This window comes from Arthrobacter sp. sptzw42, from assembly GCF_059089685.1.
This window is the reverse complement of the sequence record NZ_JBNHEX010000005.1, coordinates 209,846-227,176: the sequence shown is the minus strand read 5'-3', so window position 1 is coordinate 227,176 and position 17,331 is coordinate 209,846. Positions and strand designations below refer to the sequence as shown.

Annotated in this window: 11 protein-coding genes; 10 read left to right on the top strand and 1 reads right to left on the bottom strand. The window is 66.2% G+C overall.

Going from position 1 to position 17,331, the window contains the following annotated elements:
- The 3 genes from AC5RT4_RS08795 (at nucleotide 1) to AC5RT4_RS08785 (ending at nucleotide 5,698) form a co-directional block, all read left to right on the top strand.
- Nucleotides 1-2,079 (top strand): acyltransferase family protein, encoded by a 2,079-nt coding sequence (locus AC5RT4_RS08795; protein ID WP_494105488.1) that lies wholly within the window; start codon nucleotides 1-3, stop codon nucleotides 2,077-2,079.
- A gap of 263 nt (nucleotides 2,080-2,342) precedes the next feature.
- Complete coding sequence (gene guaB, locus AC5RT4_RS08790) at nucleotides 2,343-3,854, top strand: IMP dehydrogenase (protein WP_493969892.1); 1,512 nt, start codon at nucleotides 2,343-2,345, stop codon at nucleotides 3,852-3,854.
- Nucleotides 3,845-5,698 (top strand): ABC transporter ATP-binding protein, encoded by a 1,854-nt coding sequence (locus tag AC5RT4_RS08785; protein WP_494105552.1) that lies wholly within the window; start codon nucleotides 3,845-3,847, stop codon nucleotides 5,696-5,698. The genes guaB and AC5RT4_RS08785 overlap by 10 nt, the downstream gene beginning before the upstream one ends.
- Here the strand turns inward: AC5RT4_RS08785 and AC5RT4_RS08780 are convergent.
- Nucleotides 5,695-6,354, bottom strand: a complete 660-nt coding sequence (locus AC5RT4_RS08780) for a hypothetical protein (protein ID WP_494105487.1) — start codon at nucleotides 6,352-6,354, stop codon at nucleotides 5,695-5,697. The genes AC5RT4_RS08785 and AC5RT4_RS08780 overlap by 4 nt on opposite strands.
- Before the next feature lie 49 nt (nucleotides 6,355-6,403).
- Between AC5RT4_RS08780 and AC5RT4_RS08775 the strand changes: the two genes are divergently transcribed.
- The 7 genes from AC5RT4_RS08775 to AC5RT4_RS08745 all read left to right on the top strand — a co-directional run bounded on the left by AC5RT4_RS08775 (nucleotide 6,404) and on the right by AC5RT4_RS08745 (nucleotide 17,328).
- Nucleotides 6,404-7,540, top strand: a complete 1,137-nt coding sequence (locus AC5RT4_RS08775; protein ID WP_494041907.1) for a GuaB3 family IMP dehydrogenase-related protein — start codon at nucleotides 6,404-6,406, stop codon at nucleotides 7,538-7,540.
- Nucleotides 7,541-7,644: 104 nt separating this feature from the next.
- A complete protein-coding gene (locus AC5RT4_RS08770) occupies nucleotides 7,645-9,384 on the top strand; it encodes a glycerol-3-phosphate dehydrogenase/oxidase (RefSeq protein ID WP_494105486.1) in 1,740 nt (579 codons plus the stop codon).
- A gap of 41 nt (nucleotides 9,385-9,425) precedes the next feature.
- On the top strand, nucleotides 9,426-9,914 hold the full coding sequence (locus AC5RT4_RS08765; RefSeq protein WP_494041905.1) for a PTS sugar transporter subunit IIA: 489 nt from the start codon (nucleotides 9,426-9,428) through the stop codon (nucleotides 9,912-9,914).
- Nucleotides 9,915-10,019: 105 nt separating this feature from the next.
- Nucleotides 10,020-10,877 carry an SURF1 family protein gene (locus AC5RT4_RS08760; RefSeq protein ID WP_494105485.1) on the top strand — a complete coding sequence of 286 codons (858 nt, stop codon included), beginning with the start codon at nucleotides 10,020-10,022 and terminating at the stop codon, nucleotides 10,875-10,877.
- Nucleotides 10,874-11,398, top strand: a complete 525-nt coding sequence (locus AC5RT4_RS08755; protein ID WP_494105484.1) for a DUF3817 domain-containing protein — start codon at nucleotides 10,874-10,876, stop codon at nucleotides 11,396-11,398. Before AC5RT4_RS08760 ends, AC5RT4_RS08755 begins: the two co-directional genes overlap by 4 nt.
- Nucleotides 11,399-11,486: 88 nt before the next feature.
- Nucleotides 11,487-13,076: a glutamine-hydrolyzing GMP synthase gene (gene guaA, locus AC5RT4_RS08750; RefSeq protein ID WP_494105483.1), complete on the top strand. Its 1,590-nt coding sequence runs from the start codon at nucleotides 11,487-11,489 to the stop codon at nucleotides 13,074-13,076.
- 130 nt (nucleotides 13,077-13,206) lie between these two features.
- Entirely contained in the window at nucleotides 13,207-17,328 is a 4,122-nt protein-coding gene (locus AC5RT4_RS08745; RefSeq protein WP_494105482.1) for an AAA family ATPase, read from the top strand.
- The last annotated feature ends 3 nt before the right edge of the window (nucleotides 17,329-17,331 follow it).

The window sequence follows — 17,331 nt, the reverse complement described above, 5'->3', positions numbered from 1 at the left end:
GTGTCGATAGCGGGAACAGATGCTGCAGCCGGCACGCCTCCAGGTGCCGCTGCCAAGGGCCGGAAACCGGCTTTCCGGCCCGAGGTGCATGGGCTCCGCGCCCTCGCCGTCCTGATGGTGGTTGTTTACCACGTGTGGCTGGGCAGGGTTTCCGGCGGCGTGGACATCTTCCTGCTGATCTCGGCGTTCCTGCTCACGCTTTCCTTCGTCCGGAAAGCCGAAGCAGGGCGGCCGTTCGGGCTCCTGGCGCACTGGCTGCACCTGTTCAAACGGCTGCTTCCAGCGGCCGTGGTGGTGATCCTCGGTGTTCTGGCCGGGACCTGGCTGATCCTTCCGCAGAGCCGCTGGCCGCAGGTGCTGGACCAGGCGTGGGCGTCGCTGCTCTACACCCAGAACTGGCTGCTCGCAGACACAGCAGTTGACTATTACGCCCAGGACCACGCCGGCGCCAGCCCGCTGCAGCACTTCTGGTCGTTGTCCATCCAGGGGCAGGTGTTTATCCTGTGGCCTTTGATCTTCGCCGGCAGCGCAGCGCTGCTGGTGCTGCTGCACCGTGTCCCGGCACTCAGCAGCGTGAACTACCGGGGACTGCTGGCGCTGGTCTTTGGCGCCGTCTTCGCTGTCTCGCTGGCCTACTCCATGGAGCAAACCGCCACCAACCAGGCGTATGCCTACTTCGACACCAGGGCACGGCTCTGGGAGTTCGCGCTGGGTTCCCTCCTGGCCCTGGCGCTGCCCTACCTCAAACCTGCCCGGGCACTGCGTGTGGTCCTTGGCTGGGCGGGACTGGCAGCGATGATTTCCTGCGGCCTGCTGCTGACCGTGGACCGGCAGTTCCCCGGATATGTCGCGCTGTGGCCCACCCTTGCCGCGGCCGCGATTATCATCGCCGGGCACACCGGCAGCCGCTACGGTGTGGACCAATTCCTGGGCAGCAGACCCCTGGTGGCGCTCGGTGACAATTCGTACGCCCTGTACCTCTGGCATTGGCCCGTGCTGGTGCTCGCGCTCGCGGCAACCGGCGTGGAGGCACCCAACCTGGCCCAGGGACTGGGTATTGTCGGTTCTGCTGTGGTCCTCGCCGTGCTCACCACCCGTTTCGTTGAAAAGCCGCTCCGTGACTGGCGCTGGCCTGAGCGCCGGGCCTGGCGCACCGCCGTCGTTATTGCGGCCTGCGGGGCAGTCCTCGCCGGTCCGGTCGCCGTCTGGCAGACCACGCTCACGGCAGAGGAAAGCGCGACGGCGGCCCAGCCGCGCGAGCTCACGCCCGGGGCGGCAGCCCTCAGCCCGGACAACGCGCCGGTGCCGGTTCCCGACGCCAAAATCATTCCAGGTCCGGCCGCCCTGGACCACGACTGGGCCGGAATCCACGCCCCCTGCACCGGCGCCAACGCCACCACCAACCCCATCCTCGAGGGTTGCCGCCAGGAAGTCCCGGAGCGGGAAGTGACGAAACGCATCGTCGTCCTGGGCGACTCGCACTCCCAGCAGTACCTGGGTGCGCTGGCGCCTGTTGCGGCTGCGCGTGGCTGGGAACTGGTGACGCTGCTGATGCCGGCGTGCCGCTTCGGGGCTGAATCGCTGGAGAGAAACGCGGAGTGCAATGCCTACAACCGGGCAAGCGCTGCCTACGTTCTGGAGCATAAGCCCGACGCCGTTTTCACGGTGGCAACGTTGACCCACGAGGAAGCCCCGTTCGAGACTGACGTTCCGGGTTACCTCGCGGGCATCAGGCCATTTGCTGATGCCGGGATCGAGATCATCGGAATCCGGGACAACCCCCGCTTCACCTTCAACATGCCGGAGTGCATCCAGCGGAACGGACCTGACGCGCCGGAATGCAGCGTGTCACTGGAACAGTCCCTGGTGAACCCCTCGCCGCTGGACAGCTATTCGGGCCAAATCGAGGGGCTGCACCTGATGGATCTGAGCGATTTCATCTGTGCACGCGGCATCTGCCCCGGCGTGGTCGGAAACGTGTACGTCTACAAGGACGACAACCACCTCACCAGGACCTATGTGGAGAGCATGATGCCCATGTTCGAGCAACGGCTGCTGGCCGCAACGGGCTGGAGCTGACTCCCCCTGAGGCGGGGCCACACGCGCAGGATTCCCGGGCGCCGCGGGGCTGGGGTGCGGTGGGGCGCGTGCAGTTGCTCACATTGCCGGTATGGAATAGGGGGATCGGCGCCGAGGTTCTAATATTTACTCAACACTTTCTGACCCCGGAACGCCGCCTCTAGTGGTGGTCCCGACCTTCTGCACAGGCCAGTCCCGTAATGACGGGCTGGTCATCGGCTGCAACCCCTACCCCCACAGCAACCAAGGTAAGAGGCGCACTCATGACCGAGCCCGAACACAACCCCTTTGGCTTCATCGGCCTGACCTACGACGACGTCCTGCTCCTTCCCGGCCACACCGAAGTCATCCCTTCCGAGGCGGATACGTCCTCCCGGATCTCCAAGCGCATCACGGTGCAAACGCCCCTGCTGTCCGCGGCCATGGACACCGTGACCGAATCCCGGATGGCCATCGCCATGGCCCGCCAAGGCGGCCTGGGCGTGGTGCACCGCAACCTCTCCATCGCGGACCAGGCGGACCAGGTGGACCGCGTCAAGCGCAGCGAGTCCGGGATGATCACCAACCCGCTGACCATCAGGCCCGAGGCGACCCTGCGCGAACTGGATGACCTCTGCGCCCAGTATCGAGTCTCCGGCCTGCCCGTCGTGGACGAGGACAACCGCCTGCTGGGCATCGTCACCAACCGCGACACCCGCTTCGTGCCCGAGTCCGACTTTCCGCTGCGGCTCGTCAGCGACGTCATGACCAAAATGCCCCTGGTGACCGGGCATGTGGGCATCAGCCGCGAGGAAGCCTCACACAAGCTGGCCACCAACAAGATCGAAAAACTGCCGCTGGTGGACGAGCAGGGCCGGCTCAAAGGCCTGATTACCACCAAGGACTTCACCAAAGCCGAGCAGTACCCGCTGGCCACCAAGGACGACGAAGGCCGCCTCCGCGTCGGTGCGGCCATCGGCTTCTTCGGGGACGGCTGGGAGCGCGCCATGGCACTGGTTGATGCCGGCGTCGACGCCCTCTTTGTGGACACCGCCAACGGCCACTCGCAGGGCGTGCTGGACATGATCCGCCGCCTCAAGTCCGATCCCGTGGCAGCGCACGTCGACGTCATTGGCGGCCAGGCCGCCACCCGCGAAGGCGCCCAGGCCCTGATCGACGCCGGCGCCGACGGCATCAAAGTGGGCGTGGGCCCCGGCTCCATCTGCACCACCCGCGTGGTGGCCGGTGTGGGCGTCCCGCAGATCACCGCGATCTACGAATCCGCCAAGGCTGCCATCCCCGCCGGCGTTCCCCTCATTGCCGACGGCGGCCTGCAGTACTCGGGCGATATCGGCAAGGCGCTGGTTGCCGGAGCCGACACTGTAATGCTCGGCTCCCTCCTGGCCGGCTGCGACGAGTCCCCGGGCGAGCTGATCTTCGTCAACGGCAAGCAGTTCAAGTCCTACCGCGGCATGGGGTCCCTCGGTGCCATGCAGTCCCGGGGAAAGAACACGTCCTACTCCAAGGACCGCTACTTCCAGGCCGACGTCTCCGGCGACGACAAGCTCATCCCCGAAGGCATCGAAGGCCGGGTGGCCTACCGTGGACCGCTGGCTTCCGTGGCCTACCAGCTGGTGGGCGGCCTGCGGCAGACCATGTTCTACACCGGCGCCCCCACCGTTGCCGAACTGAAGGCCCGCGGCAAGTTCGTCCGGATCACCCCGGCCGGCCTGAAGGAATCGCACCCGCACGATATCCAGATGACCGTCGAGGCGCCGAACTACGGATCGCGCTGACAACGGCAGGGGACAGGACGAAGGGCCAGCCGCAACGCCGGCTGGCCCTTCGTCCGTATGCCCGGGCAGTGGCCCAGGTTCTGCGGGTCAGTTTCCGGGCCTCACCCGGCGCTGTGGCCATGAAGGTGCTCGGCTCACTGATCTCCGCCGTACTGCCGCTGGTCACCACTTACTTTGCCGCGCTCACCACCACCGCGCTGGCTGCTGCCTATGCCGGTGACGCCGGAGCCGGGCAGCTTGCCATCGTCTACGTGATCATCACCGCCGCCCTGGGCCTTTTCTGGGGTGCGTTCAACAGCGTGGACCGGTACATCCAGCAGTTGATGAGCTTCAAGGTCGGCGCCATCGTCGGCGACCAGATGTACGAGCGCTTCCTCGCCCTCGAGTTCTGGCGTTACGACGACAAAGAAACCGTTGACCTGTACGACCGCGCCAAGAGATTCTCCGACTCCTACGCAAGGGTGCTGGACCGGATTGCCGCGATCTTCACCCAGCTCGTCTCGGTCGTCCTCGCCGTGGGGGCTTTGCTCCTGGTCAGCTGGTGGATCGCGGTGATCGTCCTGGTGGCCATCGTGCCCAGCGTCTACCTGCAGTTCAAGCTGTCCCGGGAACAGATAGCGCACTGGAACACACAGGTCGATTCCCGGCGGCAGCGCCGGATGATCGAGCAGAACCTGCTCCGGCCGCAGCACATCGCCGAGATGCGCCTTTACGGCATCGTGCACTTCCTGATGAACTTCCGGTCCCGCCTCCGTGACGCCGACGAGCGCCGGCGTCTTGATTTCCAGCGCCGCTACATCCCCAAACAGCTCGCCGCCGACGCCCTCCAATACGGTGCGGAAGTGGTGTCCCTGATCTGGGTGGTGGGGCAGATCATCGCCCGCGCCCAGCCGGTGGGCCAGTTCCTTTACGTGCAGCAGATCGTCAGCCGGGCACTGTCCACGGCCAACAGCCTGGTATCGTCCCTCAGCTCCATCGACGAGGACCTGGCAAACCTCAAGGACTACGAACTGTTCATGGCCCTGCCGGTCCACTCCGAACACGCGCCGCCGCTGCTGCAGTCCCCGAAGACCGTGGAGCTCAAGGACATCCGCTTCACGTACACCGGAAGCGACATCGAGGTGATCCGCGGGATCAGCATGACTATCCGCGAAGGCCAGCACATCGCCATCGTGGGGGAGAACGGCGCCGGAAAGTCCACGCTGATCCGCATCCTTGCCGGCCTCTACCGTCCGGACTCAGGGCAGGTAATGCTCGACGGCGTGGACCTCGCCGCCGTCGACGTCACCTCCTGGCACCGCCACCTGGCGGTGCTGAGCCAGGAGTTCCTCAAGTACGAGTTCGCCACGGCGGCGGAAAACATCTATTTCGGCGACGTCGACTCACCCCGGGAAGATGACCGCATCCGGCGGGCGGCGGCGGACGCCGAGGCCCTGGATTTCATCAACAAACTCCCCAATGGACTGGACAACCACGTCAGCAACTGGATGGAGGATCCCCGGGGCCGCAAGGGCAGCGGACTGTCCGGCGGCCAGTGGCAACGCCTGGCGATGGCCCGCAACTTCTACCGGGACGCCTCCTTCATGGTGATGGACGAGCCGACGTCCGCCATCGACGCCCTCGCCGAACACCGGATCTTTACCCGCCTGTTCGCGGACCGCAGCAGCACCATCATCGCCATCAGCCACCGCCTCGCCACCATCGAAAAGGCCGACATCGTCTACATGCTGGAGGACGGGCAGATCGTGGAGCAGGGCACGCACCGGGAACTGGTGGCTCTGCGCGGCCGCTACTTCCGGATGTTCGAGTCCCAGCTGAGCGCCCCCACCAGCCCCCTTGCCTAGCGGCCGCCGGAGCCAGGAAACCTGCCGGGCGCGGGCGCAGCAGATGAACTCCAGCTTTCCACCACCGTGGTGCGGACCCGGGCCAGGCTGGGGCTTGAGGGGACGCTGCTGAAGCCGAACGTCACGGGAGGCAGGATGGGAGCCAGCGCGCCGGCGTCGTTCCCGTCCCAGCTGACGACGGCGGAACTGATGCCGCGGAGGTCAGTCACCCCGTAATACTCGTGCCGGCCGCTTCCGGCACTTCCGGAGGTCCGTGATCCGCCGCTGAGAAGGGCGGCGACCGGGCTGATCGCGCCCAGCCAGCGGGGATGGACGGCGAGCGGCCGGGGCAGTGCCAGCAGCGCGCCGCCCAGGAGGGTCCTGCGGCCCAGCCGGGCGCGCACAGCCAGGGGGCCGGCGTCGACCGTTATGAGGTCCCGGGCCAGGGTGGTGGCTACCTCCAGCACCCGGACCTCGTCGAAGCTGTAGGTATCGGAGATGAAGCCGGCCACCTCGGCCGTGGGCGCCAGCAGCAAGCGGTGCCCGGAGGGCTGCTGGACCATGACATCCGAGAACGGGCCGAAAGGTGAGGTCTGCCAGATGCCCACGACCGCGCGCAGACCCGATCCGGTGCCGACGCCGGCAATGTGACCGTCAAACACCCACCGCGAAGCCATCCCACCACTGTAGCCAAGGACAACACCGCTGCTGGGATAACCTAGAGCAGTGACTTACGAGATCGAGATCGGCCGTGGCAAGCGTGGGCGTCGTGCCTACTCCCTGGATGACATTGCGATTGTCCCCAACCGTCGTACCCGCGACCCCAAGGACGTTTCCGTCTCCTGGCAGATCGACGCCTACCAGTTCAGCATGCCGGTGATCGCAGCGCCCATGGATTCCGCGATGTCCCCGGCCACTGCCATCGCGCTCGGCCGGCTCGGCGGCCTCGGTGTTCTCGACCTTGAAGGCCTCTGGACCCGGTACGAGGACCCGCAGCCCATCCTCGACGAGATCGGGGCGCTGGAGGACGAGACCAACAGCCCGGCCGTGACGGGGCGGATGCAGGAGCTGTACAAGGCCCCCATCCAGCCCGAACTGATCACTTCCCGCCTCGCTGAAATGCGCGCCGCCGGCGTCACCGTGGCCGGCTCGCTGACCCCGCAGCGCACCCAGGAGCACTACAAGACAGTGGTGGCCGCCGGCGTCGACATCTTCGTTATCCGCGGCACCACGGTGTCCGCGGAGCACGTCTCGAAGGACCACGAGCCGCTGAACCTCAAGCAGTTCATCTATGAACTGGACGTCCCCGTGATCGTGGGGGGTGCGGCGGGCTACACTCCCGCGCTGCACCTGATGCGCACCGGCGCCGCCGGTGTCCTGGTGGGCTTCGGTGGCGGCGCCACCACCACCACCCGCCGTGCCCTGGGCATCCACTCGCCCATGGCGTCCGCCATTTCCGACGTCGCCGCCGCGCGCCGCGACTACATGGACGAGTCCGGCGGCCGCTACGTGCACGTTATTGCCGACGGCGGCATGGGCAGCTCGGGCGATATCGTCAAGGCCATCGCCATGGGCGCCGATGCCGTGATGCTGGGCAGCGCCCTCGCCAGGGCCGAGGAGGCGCCGGGCAAGGGCTGGCACTGGGGCCAGGAAGCACACCACCTTGAACTGCCCCGCGGGGACCGGGCAAACGTGGGAACCGTCGGTCCGCTCGAGGAAGTCCTTTTCGGACCGGGGCACCACACCAACGGAACCTCCAACCTCATCGGCGCGCTCCGCCGCTCCATGGCGACCACCGGCTATTCGGACCTGAAGGAATTCCAGCGGGTCGACGTCGTGGTTTCCCCCTACGCCGGGAACTGACGCGGGGGCGGCAGGATCCCATCGCTTCCTGCGCCCTGCCCAAAGCGTGCCGCAACGAAGTAGGGTGGTTGCACTACCGGGACTAGCGGCACTGGAGGCGTTCGATGAAGAGTGTTCCTGCTAACGGCGGGGCCCTGGGCCCCGCAGCCAGGGAAGCAGCCATCCAAAGGCTGCGCGCAACCGCGGAGCCGGGCCAGGAACTGGACATCCTGATTGTCGGCGGCGGCATCGTGGGTACCGGTGCAGCCCTTGACGCGGTCACCCGTGGACTGGACGTGGGGATAGTCGAGGCGAACGACTGGGCCGCCGGCACGTCTTCCCGGTCCTCTAAGCTGATCCACGGCGGCCTGCGCTACCTGGAAATGCTCGACTTTGGCCTGGTCAAGGAGGCGTTGCAGGAGCGCGGGCTGCTGCTCTCCGAATTGGCGCCCCACCTGGCCCGGCCCGTGCCATTCCTGTACCCGCTGACCAAACCCTTCCTCGAGCGGCCCTACGTGGGCGCCGGCATCGCCCTCTACGACGCCATGTCCATCTCCAGCGGACACAGCAGGGGAGTGCCCTTCCACAAACACCTCACCAGGCGCGGCACGCTGCGCGCTGCGCCGAGCCTGAAGAACGATGCCTTTGTAGGCTCCATCCGCTACTACGACGGCCAGGTGGACGACGCAAAGTACTGCGCCAACCTCATCCGCACAGCCGCCTACTACGGCGCCCACGCCGTGAACCAAATGGCAGTGGTGGACTTCCTGCGTGAAGGCGAACGGGTGGTTGGCGCCAAAGTGGTCAACCACGAGGACGGGACCCAATTCAACATCCGGGCGAAGCAGGTCATCAACGCCACAGGGGTCTGGACCGATGAAACCCAGGCCATGGTCACCGACCGCGGCCAGCTGAAAGTCCGGGCCTCCAAGGGCATCCACCTGGTGGTTCCACGGGACCGTTTCCAGTCCACCGTTGGCCTGATCCTCCGTACCGAGAAGTCGGTGCTGTTCGTCATCCCGTGGGGCCGGCACTGGATCATCGGCACCACGGACACGGACTGGCACCTGGACAAAGCCCACCCGGCCGCATCAAGCAAAGACATCGACTACATCCTGGAACACGTCAACAAGGTCCTGAAGCGCCCGCTGACCCGCGAAGACGTCGAAGGCGTCTACGCGGGCCTGCGCCCGCTGCTGGCGGGTGAGAACGACTCCACCGCCAAGCTGTCACGGGAACACGTCGTGGCGCACCCCGTTCCCGGTCTGGTGGTGGTGGCCGGCGGAAAGTGGACCACATACCGGGTCATGGCCAAGGACGCCGTGGACGAGGCCACACGCACCATGGACGAGCGGGTGCCGCCCAGCTGCACGGAGACCATCCCCCTGCTGGGGGCGAGCGGCTACAGGGCTGCGTGGAACCGCCGGAACCGCACAGCCGAGGAATCCGGTGTGCACGTTGCCCGCATCGAGCATTTGCTCAACCGGTACGGGTCCCTGACCCCGGAAGTGCTGGCCATAATCGAAGAGAACCCCGCGCTGGCCGAACCGATTCCCGGGGCCGATGACTATCTGCAGGCCGAAGCTGTGTACGCGGCAAGCCACGAGGGCGCGCGCCATGTCAATGACGTCCTGACCCGGCGGACCAGGATTTCCATCGAGGCCTGGGACCGCGGCGTATCTGCCGTGCCCGTAGTCGCTAAACTGATGGGTGACGTCCTTGGCTGGAGCGACGCCCAACGTGAAAACGAGGTCAGGCACTACATTGCACGGGTGGAGGCGGAGCGCCTCAGCCAGCAACAGCCGGACGACGAATCCGCAGACGCCGCCCGCCTGGGTGTGGAAGATATCGTGCCCTTGCGCTGAGGGGCCGGCCGCACCAGCATGCCTGACTGAAGGGATACGCCTTGGCGGAACCACTTGACCGGTACGACGCCGGCCTCACCACGCCCGAAATGGTGATCCTGGAGCTTGAAGCATCGGACAAGGTGGACGCCGCCACCCAGCTCGCGGAACGGCTCTTCGCCGCCGGACGCGTATCGGACCTGCCCGGATTCCTTCAGCACGTCAACGCGCGTGAGCACCAGCTGGCAACCGGGCTGCCCGGCGGTATCGGACTGCCCCACGCCCGCAGCGAATTTGTGTCGCGCACGTCCATAGCCGTCGGCATTGCCAAGTACGGCCACGCCCTGGACTTCGGGGCCGCGGACGGTCCGGCCACGGTGATCCTGCTGATCGCCACACCGGCCAGTTCCTTCTCCGACCACCTTGAGGTCCTGGCCACGCTGGCCCGCTCCTTGTCCAAGGAGTCATTCCGCGAATCGCTGCGCCGCGCCTACGACGCCGAAGTGATCGCGGAGCTCATCAATTCGAGCCTGGTGTTCTTCGACCACTGAAGCCCGGGACTGCGGCTGCCCTTTCCAGCTTGGCGCGGCCGCGGACGAGGCCGTCCCGCCCCTGGCGTTTAGTTGTTCTACAGCGGAACGAAGTACGGTTAAGACGTGTGGAAAACAGCCCTCAAACCCCGATGGATCGCAGGTTTCATCTTCGCGATCGTTATCTCCGGGGTGTTCGTGCTGCTCAGCCAGTGGCAGTTCGGCCGCTCCACCCAGCCGGAAGTACCGGTCAATCCGGCCACCGAGCAGGTGCAGCCCCTGACCGACACGCTTCAGCCGGGTGACTTCTTCCACGGTACCGACGCCGACCAGATGGTCAGTGCACAGGGAACCTACGACCCGGGCAAACAGGTCCTGGTACCGGGCCGCCTGCACGGCGGCAAGACCGGCTACTGGGTGGTCTCCGCCTTCGCTGTTACCGGCGCCCCCGCCATCAGCGGTGTTGCCGCCTCACCCCAGACGTGGATTCCGGTAGCGCGGGGATGGGTGGCAGACCCTGCAGATGCTCCAGCACCGCCGTCGGGCACAATTGAACTCACCGGTCGGCTCCTGCCCTCCGAAGCGCCATTGCCAGGAACGGCGCCCTCTCCCGGACAGGCCACAGCCGTTTCAGTGGCCGAACTGATCAACTACTGGGAAGTCAGCAGCTATCCCGGCTTTGTTGCTGCCACAGCAGAGATCGCCGACGGCACGGACGTCAGCCCCGCGGCAGTGCCCGGAGACCTCCTTCCCCTGCAGATCGGCCCGCAGCCGCCGGCCCAGCAGATCAACTGGCTCAACCTCTTCTACTCCCTTGAGTGGGTTGTCTTCGCCGGTTTCGCACTCTTTATCTGGTGGCGGCTGGTCAAGGACGACTACCACCGCGATCTCGAGGAAGGCCTGGATGACGATGATGCCGACACCCCGCTTCGCCCGCAACAGAACCAGCAACTTGATCAAAACCAGCAAAAGGTACAGCCATGATTGATCCGAAACCCGCCGCCCAGTCTGGAAGCACCAACACAGGCAGCAGCGCCGGCGGCAAGGCAACCGGCAAGAAACGCCGCTTCGGCGGCACGGAAGCGCAGATCCGGTCCGCCCTGAAGTTTTACAAGGTGCTGGCCTACCTCACGGGCGCGATGCTTCTGTTGCTCTGCGCCGAACTGATCGCCCGGTACGGATTCGGGCAGTACCTCTTCGCCGGCGGCACCAACGCCGTCACCGGCCAGCCGTTCGGGTTCGGTTTCGCGGATGCGGAACCGCCCGGCGTCCTCGGCGGAGTCAACCTGTCCGTCACGGTCCTCATTGTGCACGGCTGGATGTACGTGGTGTACCTGATCTCGAACTTCAGGCTCTGGTCCCTCATGCGCTGGCCGTTCCTCAAGCTGATCCTGCTGGCACTGGGCGGCGTCATCCCGTTCCTGTCCTTCATCGTGGAAAAGAAGTTCCACGCCAACGTCGAGGCTGAGCTGGCAGCCAACCCGCACGCCCCGCAGAGGTACTAGGCAGCGGCTGCGGCATGCAGGAGTTCGCTCCGTCACAGCGCAGCTTCTCAAGGTGCGCCGGTGCAACGGCGGCCAGTAGGCTAGTACGGTGACTACTCCCACTGCATCCCAGACTTCCCAGAAGCCGGTGCTGGTTGTTGACTACGGTGCCCAGTACGCGCAGCTGATTGCCCGCCGCGTCCGGGAAGCAAATGTGTATTCGGAAGTGGTTCCGCATACCTACACAACCGAGCAGCTCCTGGCCAAGAACCCTGCCGCCATCATCCTTTCCGGCGGTCCCTCCAGCGTTTACGCTGACGGCGCCCCCAGCGTTGGTGCGGACCTGTTCGAAGCGGGCGTTCCCGTCTTTGGCATCTGCTACGGCTTCCAGGCCATGGCCAACGCCCTGGGCGGCAAGGTGGACAAGACCGGGCTGCGGGAGTACGGCTCCACCGAAACCACCATCCTCGGCGAAGGCCGTTCGGTCCTCGAGGGCATGCCCCAGCACCAGAACACCTGGATGAGCCACGGCGACTCCGTCCACACGGCGCCGGACGGCTTCGAAGTCCTTGCCACGACCGCCGGCGCTGAAGTGGCTGCCTTCGCCAACGAGGAAAAGGGCCTGTTCGGCGTGCAGTGGCACCCCGAAGTCAAGCACTCCGCCTACGGCCAGCAGGTCCTGGAAAACTTCCTTTTCAAGGGCGCCCGGCTGGAACCGAACTGGACCACGGGCAATATCCTTGAGGAGCAGGTGGAGCGCATCCGCAAGCAGATCGGCGACGCCCGGGTCATCTGCGGCCTGTCCGGCGGCGTTGACTCCGCCGTCGCCGCTGCCCTCGTTCAGCGCGCCGTCGGCGACCAGCTCACCTGCGTCTTTGTGGACCACGGACTGCTGCGCGAAGGCGAGGCCGAGCAGGTGGAGCGCGACTTCGTAGCTGCCACCGGCGTGAAGCTCTACGTCGCCAACGAGCAGGAACGGTTCCTGTCCGCCCTGGCCGGCGTCAGCGATCCGGAAACCAAACGCAAGATCATTGGCCGCGAGTTCATCCGCGCCTTTGAAGAGGCGGAACTGGCCATCATCGCCGAGGCAGCCGCCCACGGCGAGAAGATCAAGTTCCTGGTCCAGGGCACGCTGTACCCGGACGTCGTCGAATCCGGCGGCGGTGAAGGTGCCGCGAACATCAAGAGCCACCACAACGTGGGCGGCCTGCCTGAGGACCTGCAGTTCGAGCTCGTGGAGCCGCTGCGGGCCCTCTTCAAGGACGAGGTCCGTGCCGTTGGCGCCCAGCTGGGACTGCCGCAGGAGATCGTCGGCCGCCAGCCCTTCCCCGGGCCGGGACTCGGAATCCGCATCGTAGGCGAGGTCAGCAAGGAACGGCTTGACCTGCTGCGCAAGGCGGACGCCATTGCCCGTGCCGAGCTCACAGCTGCCGGCCTGGACAACGAGGTATGGCAGATGCCGGTGGTCCTGCTGGCCGACGTCCGCAGCGTCGGCGTCATGGGTGACGGCCGCACGTACGGCCACCCCATTGTCCTTCGTCCCGTTTCCTCCGAAGACGCCATGACCGCGGACTGGTCACGGCTGCCGTACGAGCTCCTCGCCCGGATCTCCAACCGCATCACGAACGAGGTGGAGGGTGTCAACCGGGTAGTGCTCGACGTCACCAGCAAGCCGCCGGGAACCATCGAGTGGGAATAGCAACATGAAGTGGCCGGCCTCCGACGAAGGAGGCCGGCCACTTCCGTTTCCGCCGCGAAAATCCCGCAATTTGGCTGCTCCAGTGTTGCGGTCTCTCAGTCCGGGCATGGAAGCGGCTACGCTCGAATCTATGCCGGTATGGTCCAGGGCGTCACGTGCAAACGCAGAAAAGAAGGCAGAAGTGTCAGTTGGTCAAGGCCACCCGGAAGGCTCCGAGGAGCTCCGCAAATGGCTCTCCGGGCTCAAGCCCGTCACCGGTGCGGATACGATGCTGCGCTTCACCAAGACCCCCGAGGGTTCCATCGACCTGACGCACGCCCACCCGTCCGGCCTCGCACAGCTCATGGCCGGCCGGAAGACCCGGCTCTCCACGCTGATCCGGGAACGCCAGCAGTACGTCGTCGCAGCCAGGGCTTCGCGCAACATCCGGTCCAAGATATTTGAGCTTGCCAACGACCGCGGAATTGATGCCGGCTATTTTTCTGCCGGCACGGTGGTATGGACTTCTGCCGTGGGCGGCAAGCCGCAGCGCATCTCGGCTCCGGTCATGCTCACGGCCATCTCCCTCACTGTCCGCCCGGGTGAGGATGACTACGAACTGCAGCTGACCGAGCAGGCACACATCAACCCGGCCCTGGTACGGCACCTGAAGAACACCCACGGTATTGTCTTCGACGTCAATGCCGTCACCCGGCTCGCCTACGGCACAGCCCGCTTCGATCCGCAGCCGGTCCTGGACAAGCTGGCAACGCTCATCCGGCCCATCCATGGCGCAGAGGCCCAGCACAACCTGCTCGTTTCAACCTTTGCCGACCTCTCCGGCAACCTGGACGACCCCTGGATCAACGACTCCAACCCCCTGGTGTCCGCCCTGGCCACTGCTGCCGGCGGTGAAGTGGTGGACTTCGATGAGCCGGACCCGTCCCGCTTTCCCTCGCTGGACAGCAGGCACCCCCGCGACGAGATGCTCCTGCTGGACGCAGATACTGACCAGCAGTACGTGATCGACGCAGCCCGTGCCGGGGATTCCCTGGTAGTCAGCAGCCCTCCGGGCACCGGCCAGACCCAGACGGCCATCAACACCATCGGGGCGCTGGTGGATGCCGGGAAGACGGTCCTGGTAGTAGGGGACCGCCGTGCCAGCCTCAACGAGATTTCGGGCCAGCTCGAAGGCCTGGGCCTTGACTCCATCCTGTTCCAGCTGTCCGGGAACGTTACCCCGCAGCAGCTCAAGGGCCAGCTGGTACGGGCGATCGTCCGGAACGAAAAGTCCCTCGAACCCCAGCTCGGAAACCTGCACGACACCCTGACGGAGCACCGTCACGCACTCATGGACCATGTGGCATCACTGCACAACGTCCGCCAGCGCTGGGGCTGTTCGCCGTACGAAGCCATGCAGTCGCTCGCTGAGCTGACCTCGATCCACCCTGCCCCCGCCACCACCGTACGGCTCAAGCGCAGTGTCCTGGACAACATCAGGGACCGGGAGGAGCTTGCCGGCAGGCTCCGGCGTGCCGCCGAGCTGGGCAGCTTCAGCAAGGCGTCCACCACCAGCCCCTGGCACGGCGCGCGCCTCCTGACCCGCAAGGAGACGGAGGAAGCCCAGGACCTGGTCCGGTCCGTGGAGAAAAGCCTCCCTGACCTGCGCGAACGCATGAACGCAGTGGCGGAGCATGCGGAAATCCGGCTCGGCGCCACCTTCGCCGAGTGGGGCCAACAGCTCGAACTCCTCGTAGCCGTCCGCGGAAGTTTGGACAAGTTCACCCCGGACATCTTTGACCGGCCGGTCACTGACCTTATTTCTGCCACGGCACCGTCAGCCTGGCGGCGTGAGCGGGGCATCGAAATGACCGCCATGCAGCGGTCGCGGCTGCGCAGGGTGGCCAAGGAGTACGTCCGGCCCGGCGTGCACATCGCCGATCTCCACAGTTCGCTGGTCCTCGTGCAGGAACAGCGTGTCCTCTGGGCCGGCTATGCCACCACGCAGCGCCACCCGGCTGTGCCGTCCGGCCTTGCCGAGATCAACGTGATGTACCGTGCCCTGGAGCGTGAACTCACTCAACTGGGCGAGGCGCTCAGGCACACGGAGGCGGGCGGCGCGCTGTCCACGGCCCGCTACGAAGAGCTGATGGAACGCCTGGAACGGCTGGTCGCTGACGCAGAGACCCTCAAGACGCTGCCGGAGCGCACCCTCCTGGTGGAGAACATGCGCGAGCACGGGCTGGGGGAGCTCCTGGCGGACCTGGCGGAACGCGAGGTTCCAGCAGGATCAGTCGCATCGGAACTTGACCTCGCCTGGTGGCAGTCGGCGCTCGAAGCGATGATCAGCGGGGACGACTACCTCGCAATGTCCGACGGCGACGCCCTGCGGCAGCTGGAGGCCGAGTACAGGCTGGCGGACAACGCGCATATTGCCAGCGGCGCAGCGCGGCTTCGCTGGGACCTGGCCGAAAGGTGGCGGGCCGGCATCGCCGCCCACCCCCGGCAGGCGGACCTGCTGCGCAGCCTGCTCAAGGATGGCCGGGTGTCGCTGCCCGCGCTGACGGCGCAGGCCCCGGACCTGATCGGCACCCTCGTTCCCGTCTGGTCCGTCAGCCCCTACCTGATGACCGGCCTCCTTCCCGCCGAACAGCACTTCGACGCGGTAGTCATCCTCGACTCCGAAGCCACGTCCCTCCAGGCCGTGCTGCCGTCCATTGCCCGCGCGCGCCAGGTCATTGCCTTCGGCGACGCCAAGATCGCGAGCCCGCGGACCTTCACTGTGGGCGTGGAGCGGCTGGCAGCAGGGGAGACGGCGCACCAGCGCGTGGAGAGTGCCTTCGGGGCGCTCTCGGAAGTGCTGCCGGTGTGGCGGCTCAACTTCGTCTACCGCGCGGTGGACGAGGACCTCGTCCTCCAACTCAGCAAGAACTTTTACGACGGCGCCCTGCGCCGCCTTCCGGAGGGCCAGTCGGCTACCGGCCTGGACCGGTCACTGCTGGTGGAGTACCTGCCGGACGGCACCGGCCTGCCGAGCGCCGACCACGAGGGCGTCGAGTCCGTAGTGGCCGAGGTCAACCGTGTGGTGCAGCTGGTCTTCGAACACGCCCGCACGCGGCCGCGCACGTCCCTTGCAGTGGTCACAGCCAGCCTTCGCCATGCTGCCCGGATCGGGGAGTCCATCCGGCTTCAGCTGCCTAACCATCCGGGCCTTGCAAGCTTCTTTGGTGCCGGACCCGAATCCTTCCGCGTGGTTGACCTGGAACGTGCCCAGGGCCTGGTCCGGGACCATGTCATTTTCTCGCCCGGCTTCGGACGGACCCCGCACGGCCGCGCCCTGCACAACTTCGGTCCGCTTTCCGCTGAAGGCGGCCGGGAGAAATTCGCCCTGGCGATGACACGGGCCCGCCGGTCCATACACGTCCTGACATGCTTCCGGCCGGAGGACCTGGACCATACCCGGCTGACACACGGCGCGGTGGACCTGTACTCCCTGCTGGACCGCGAGATCTCGGGGAACACGGATCTGGGAACCCCTGCTTCCCGCGCGGCGGCCAGCGAACAGGCACTTGGCGCGGATCCCCTGGTCGCTGACCTGGGGGACCGGCTGCGGGCACGCGGTGCGCGGGTCTGGCACCAGTATGACGGTGCCATCGACGTTGTGGCGGCAGCGGATCCATTGAGCACCATGGGCCGGGACGAGACCGACTTGCCGTGGCCGGTTGCCATCGAGTCCGACGGTACCGAGCAGTACCGCACCATGAGCGTGCGCGAACGAAGCCGGCTGCGGCCGCAACTCCTGGAGCGGCTGGGATGGCGGTACATGCCGCTGTGGACAATCGAGGTTTTCACTGATCCGTCAGCCTGTGCCGACCGGATTGCCGGCTACCTGGGACTTGAGCGGGTGGTGCTTCCCGGGCGGACGGCACCCTCAACAGGATTCCTTGACGACGATGTGGACCAGGCGCTGAATGGTATCGACGCCGGGGAACAGGCACGCCCCCGGCCGCAGGACAAAGAATTGGACAGCAAGGAGGCGGTCTCCGTGGCCCCTGAAGAGAACAACAACGCAGCTGGGGACGCGCAGTCCGTCCCCGTTGACCCGGCTCCGGAAGACGAACAGGATCAAGAGCAGGGCAAGGACCAGGCGCAGGGCGCGACGCAAGGCATTCTGCCGACGAAAGCCTCGGAAGATGACCCGAGGCGCTGGGGCGATGCCGACGACGATCACGATGCCTGGCTGAAGGAACAGAAGCCGCCGCACTGGGGCTGATCG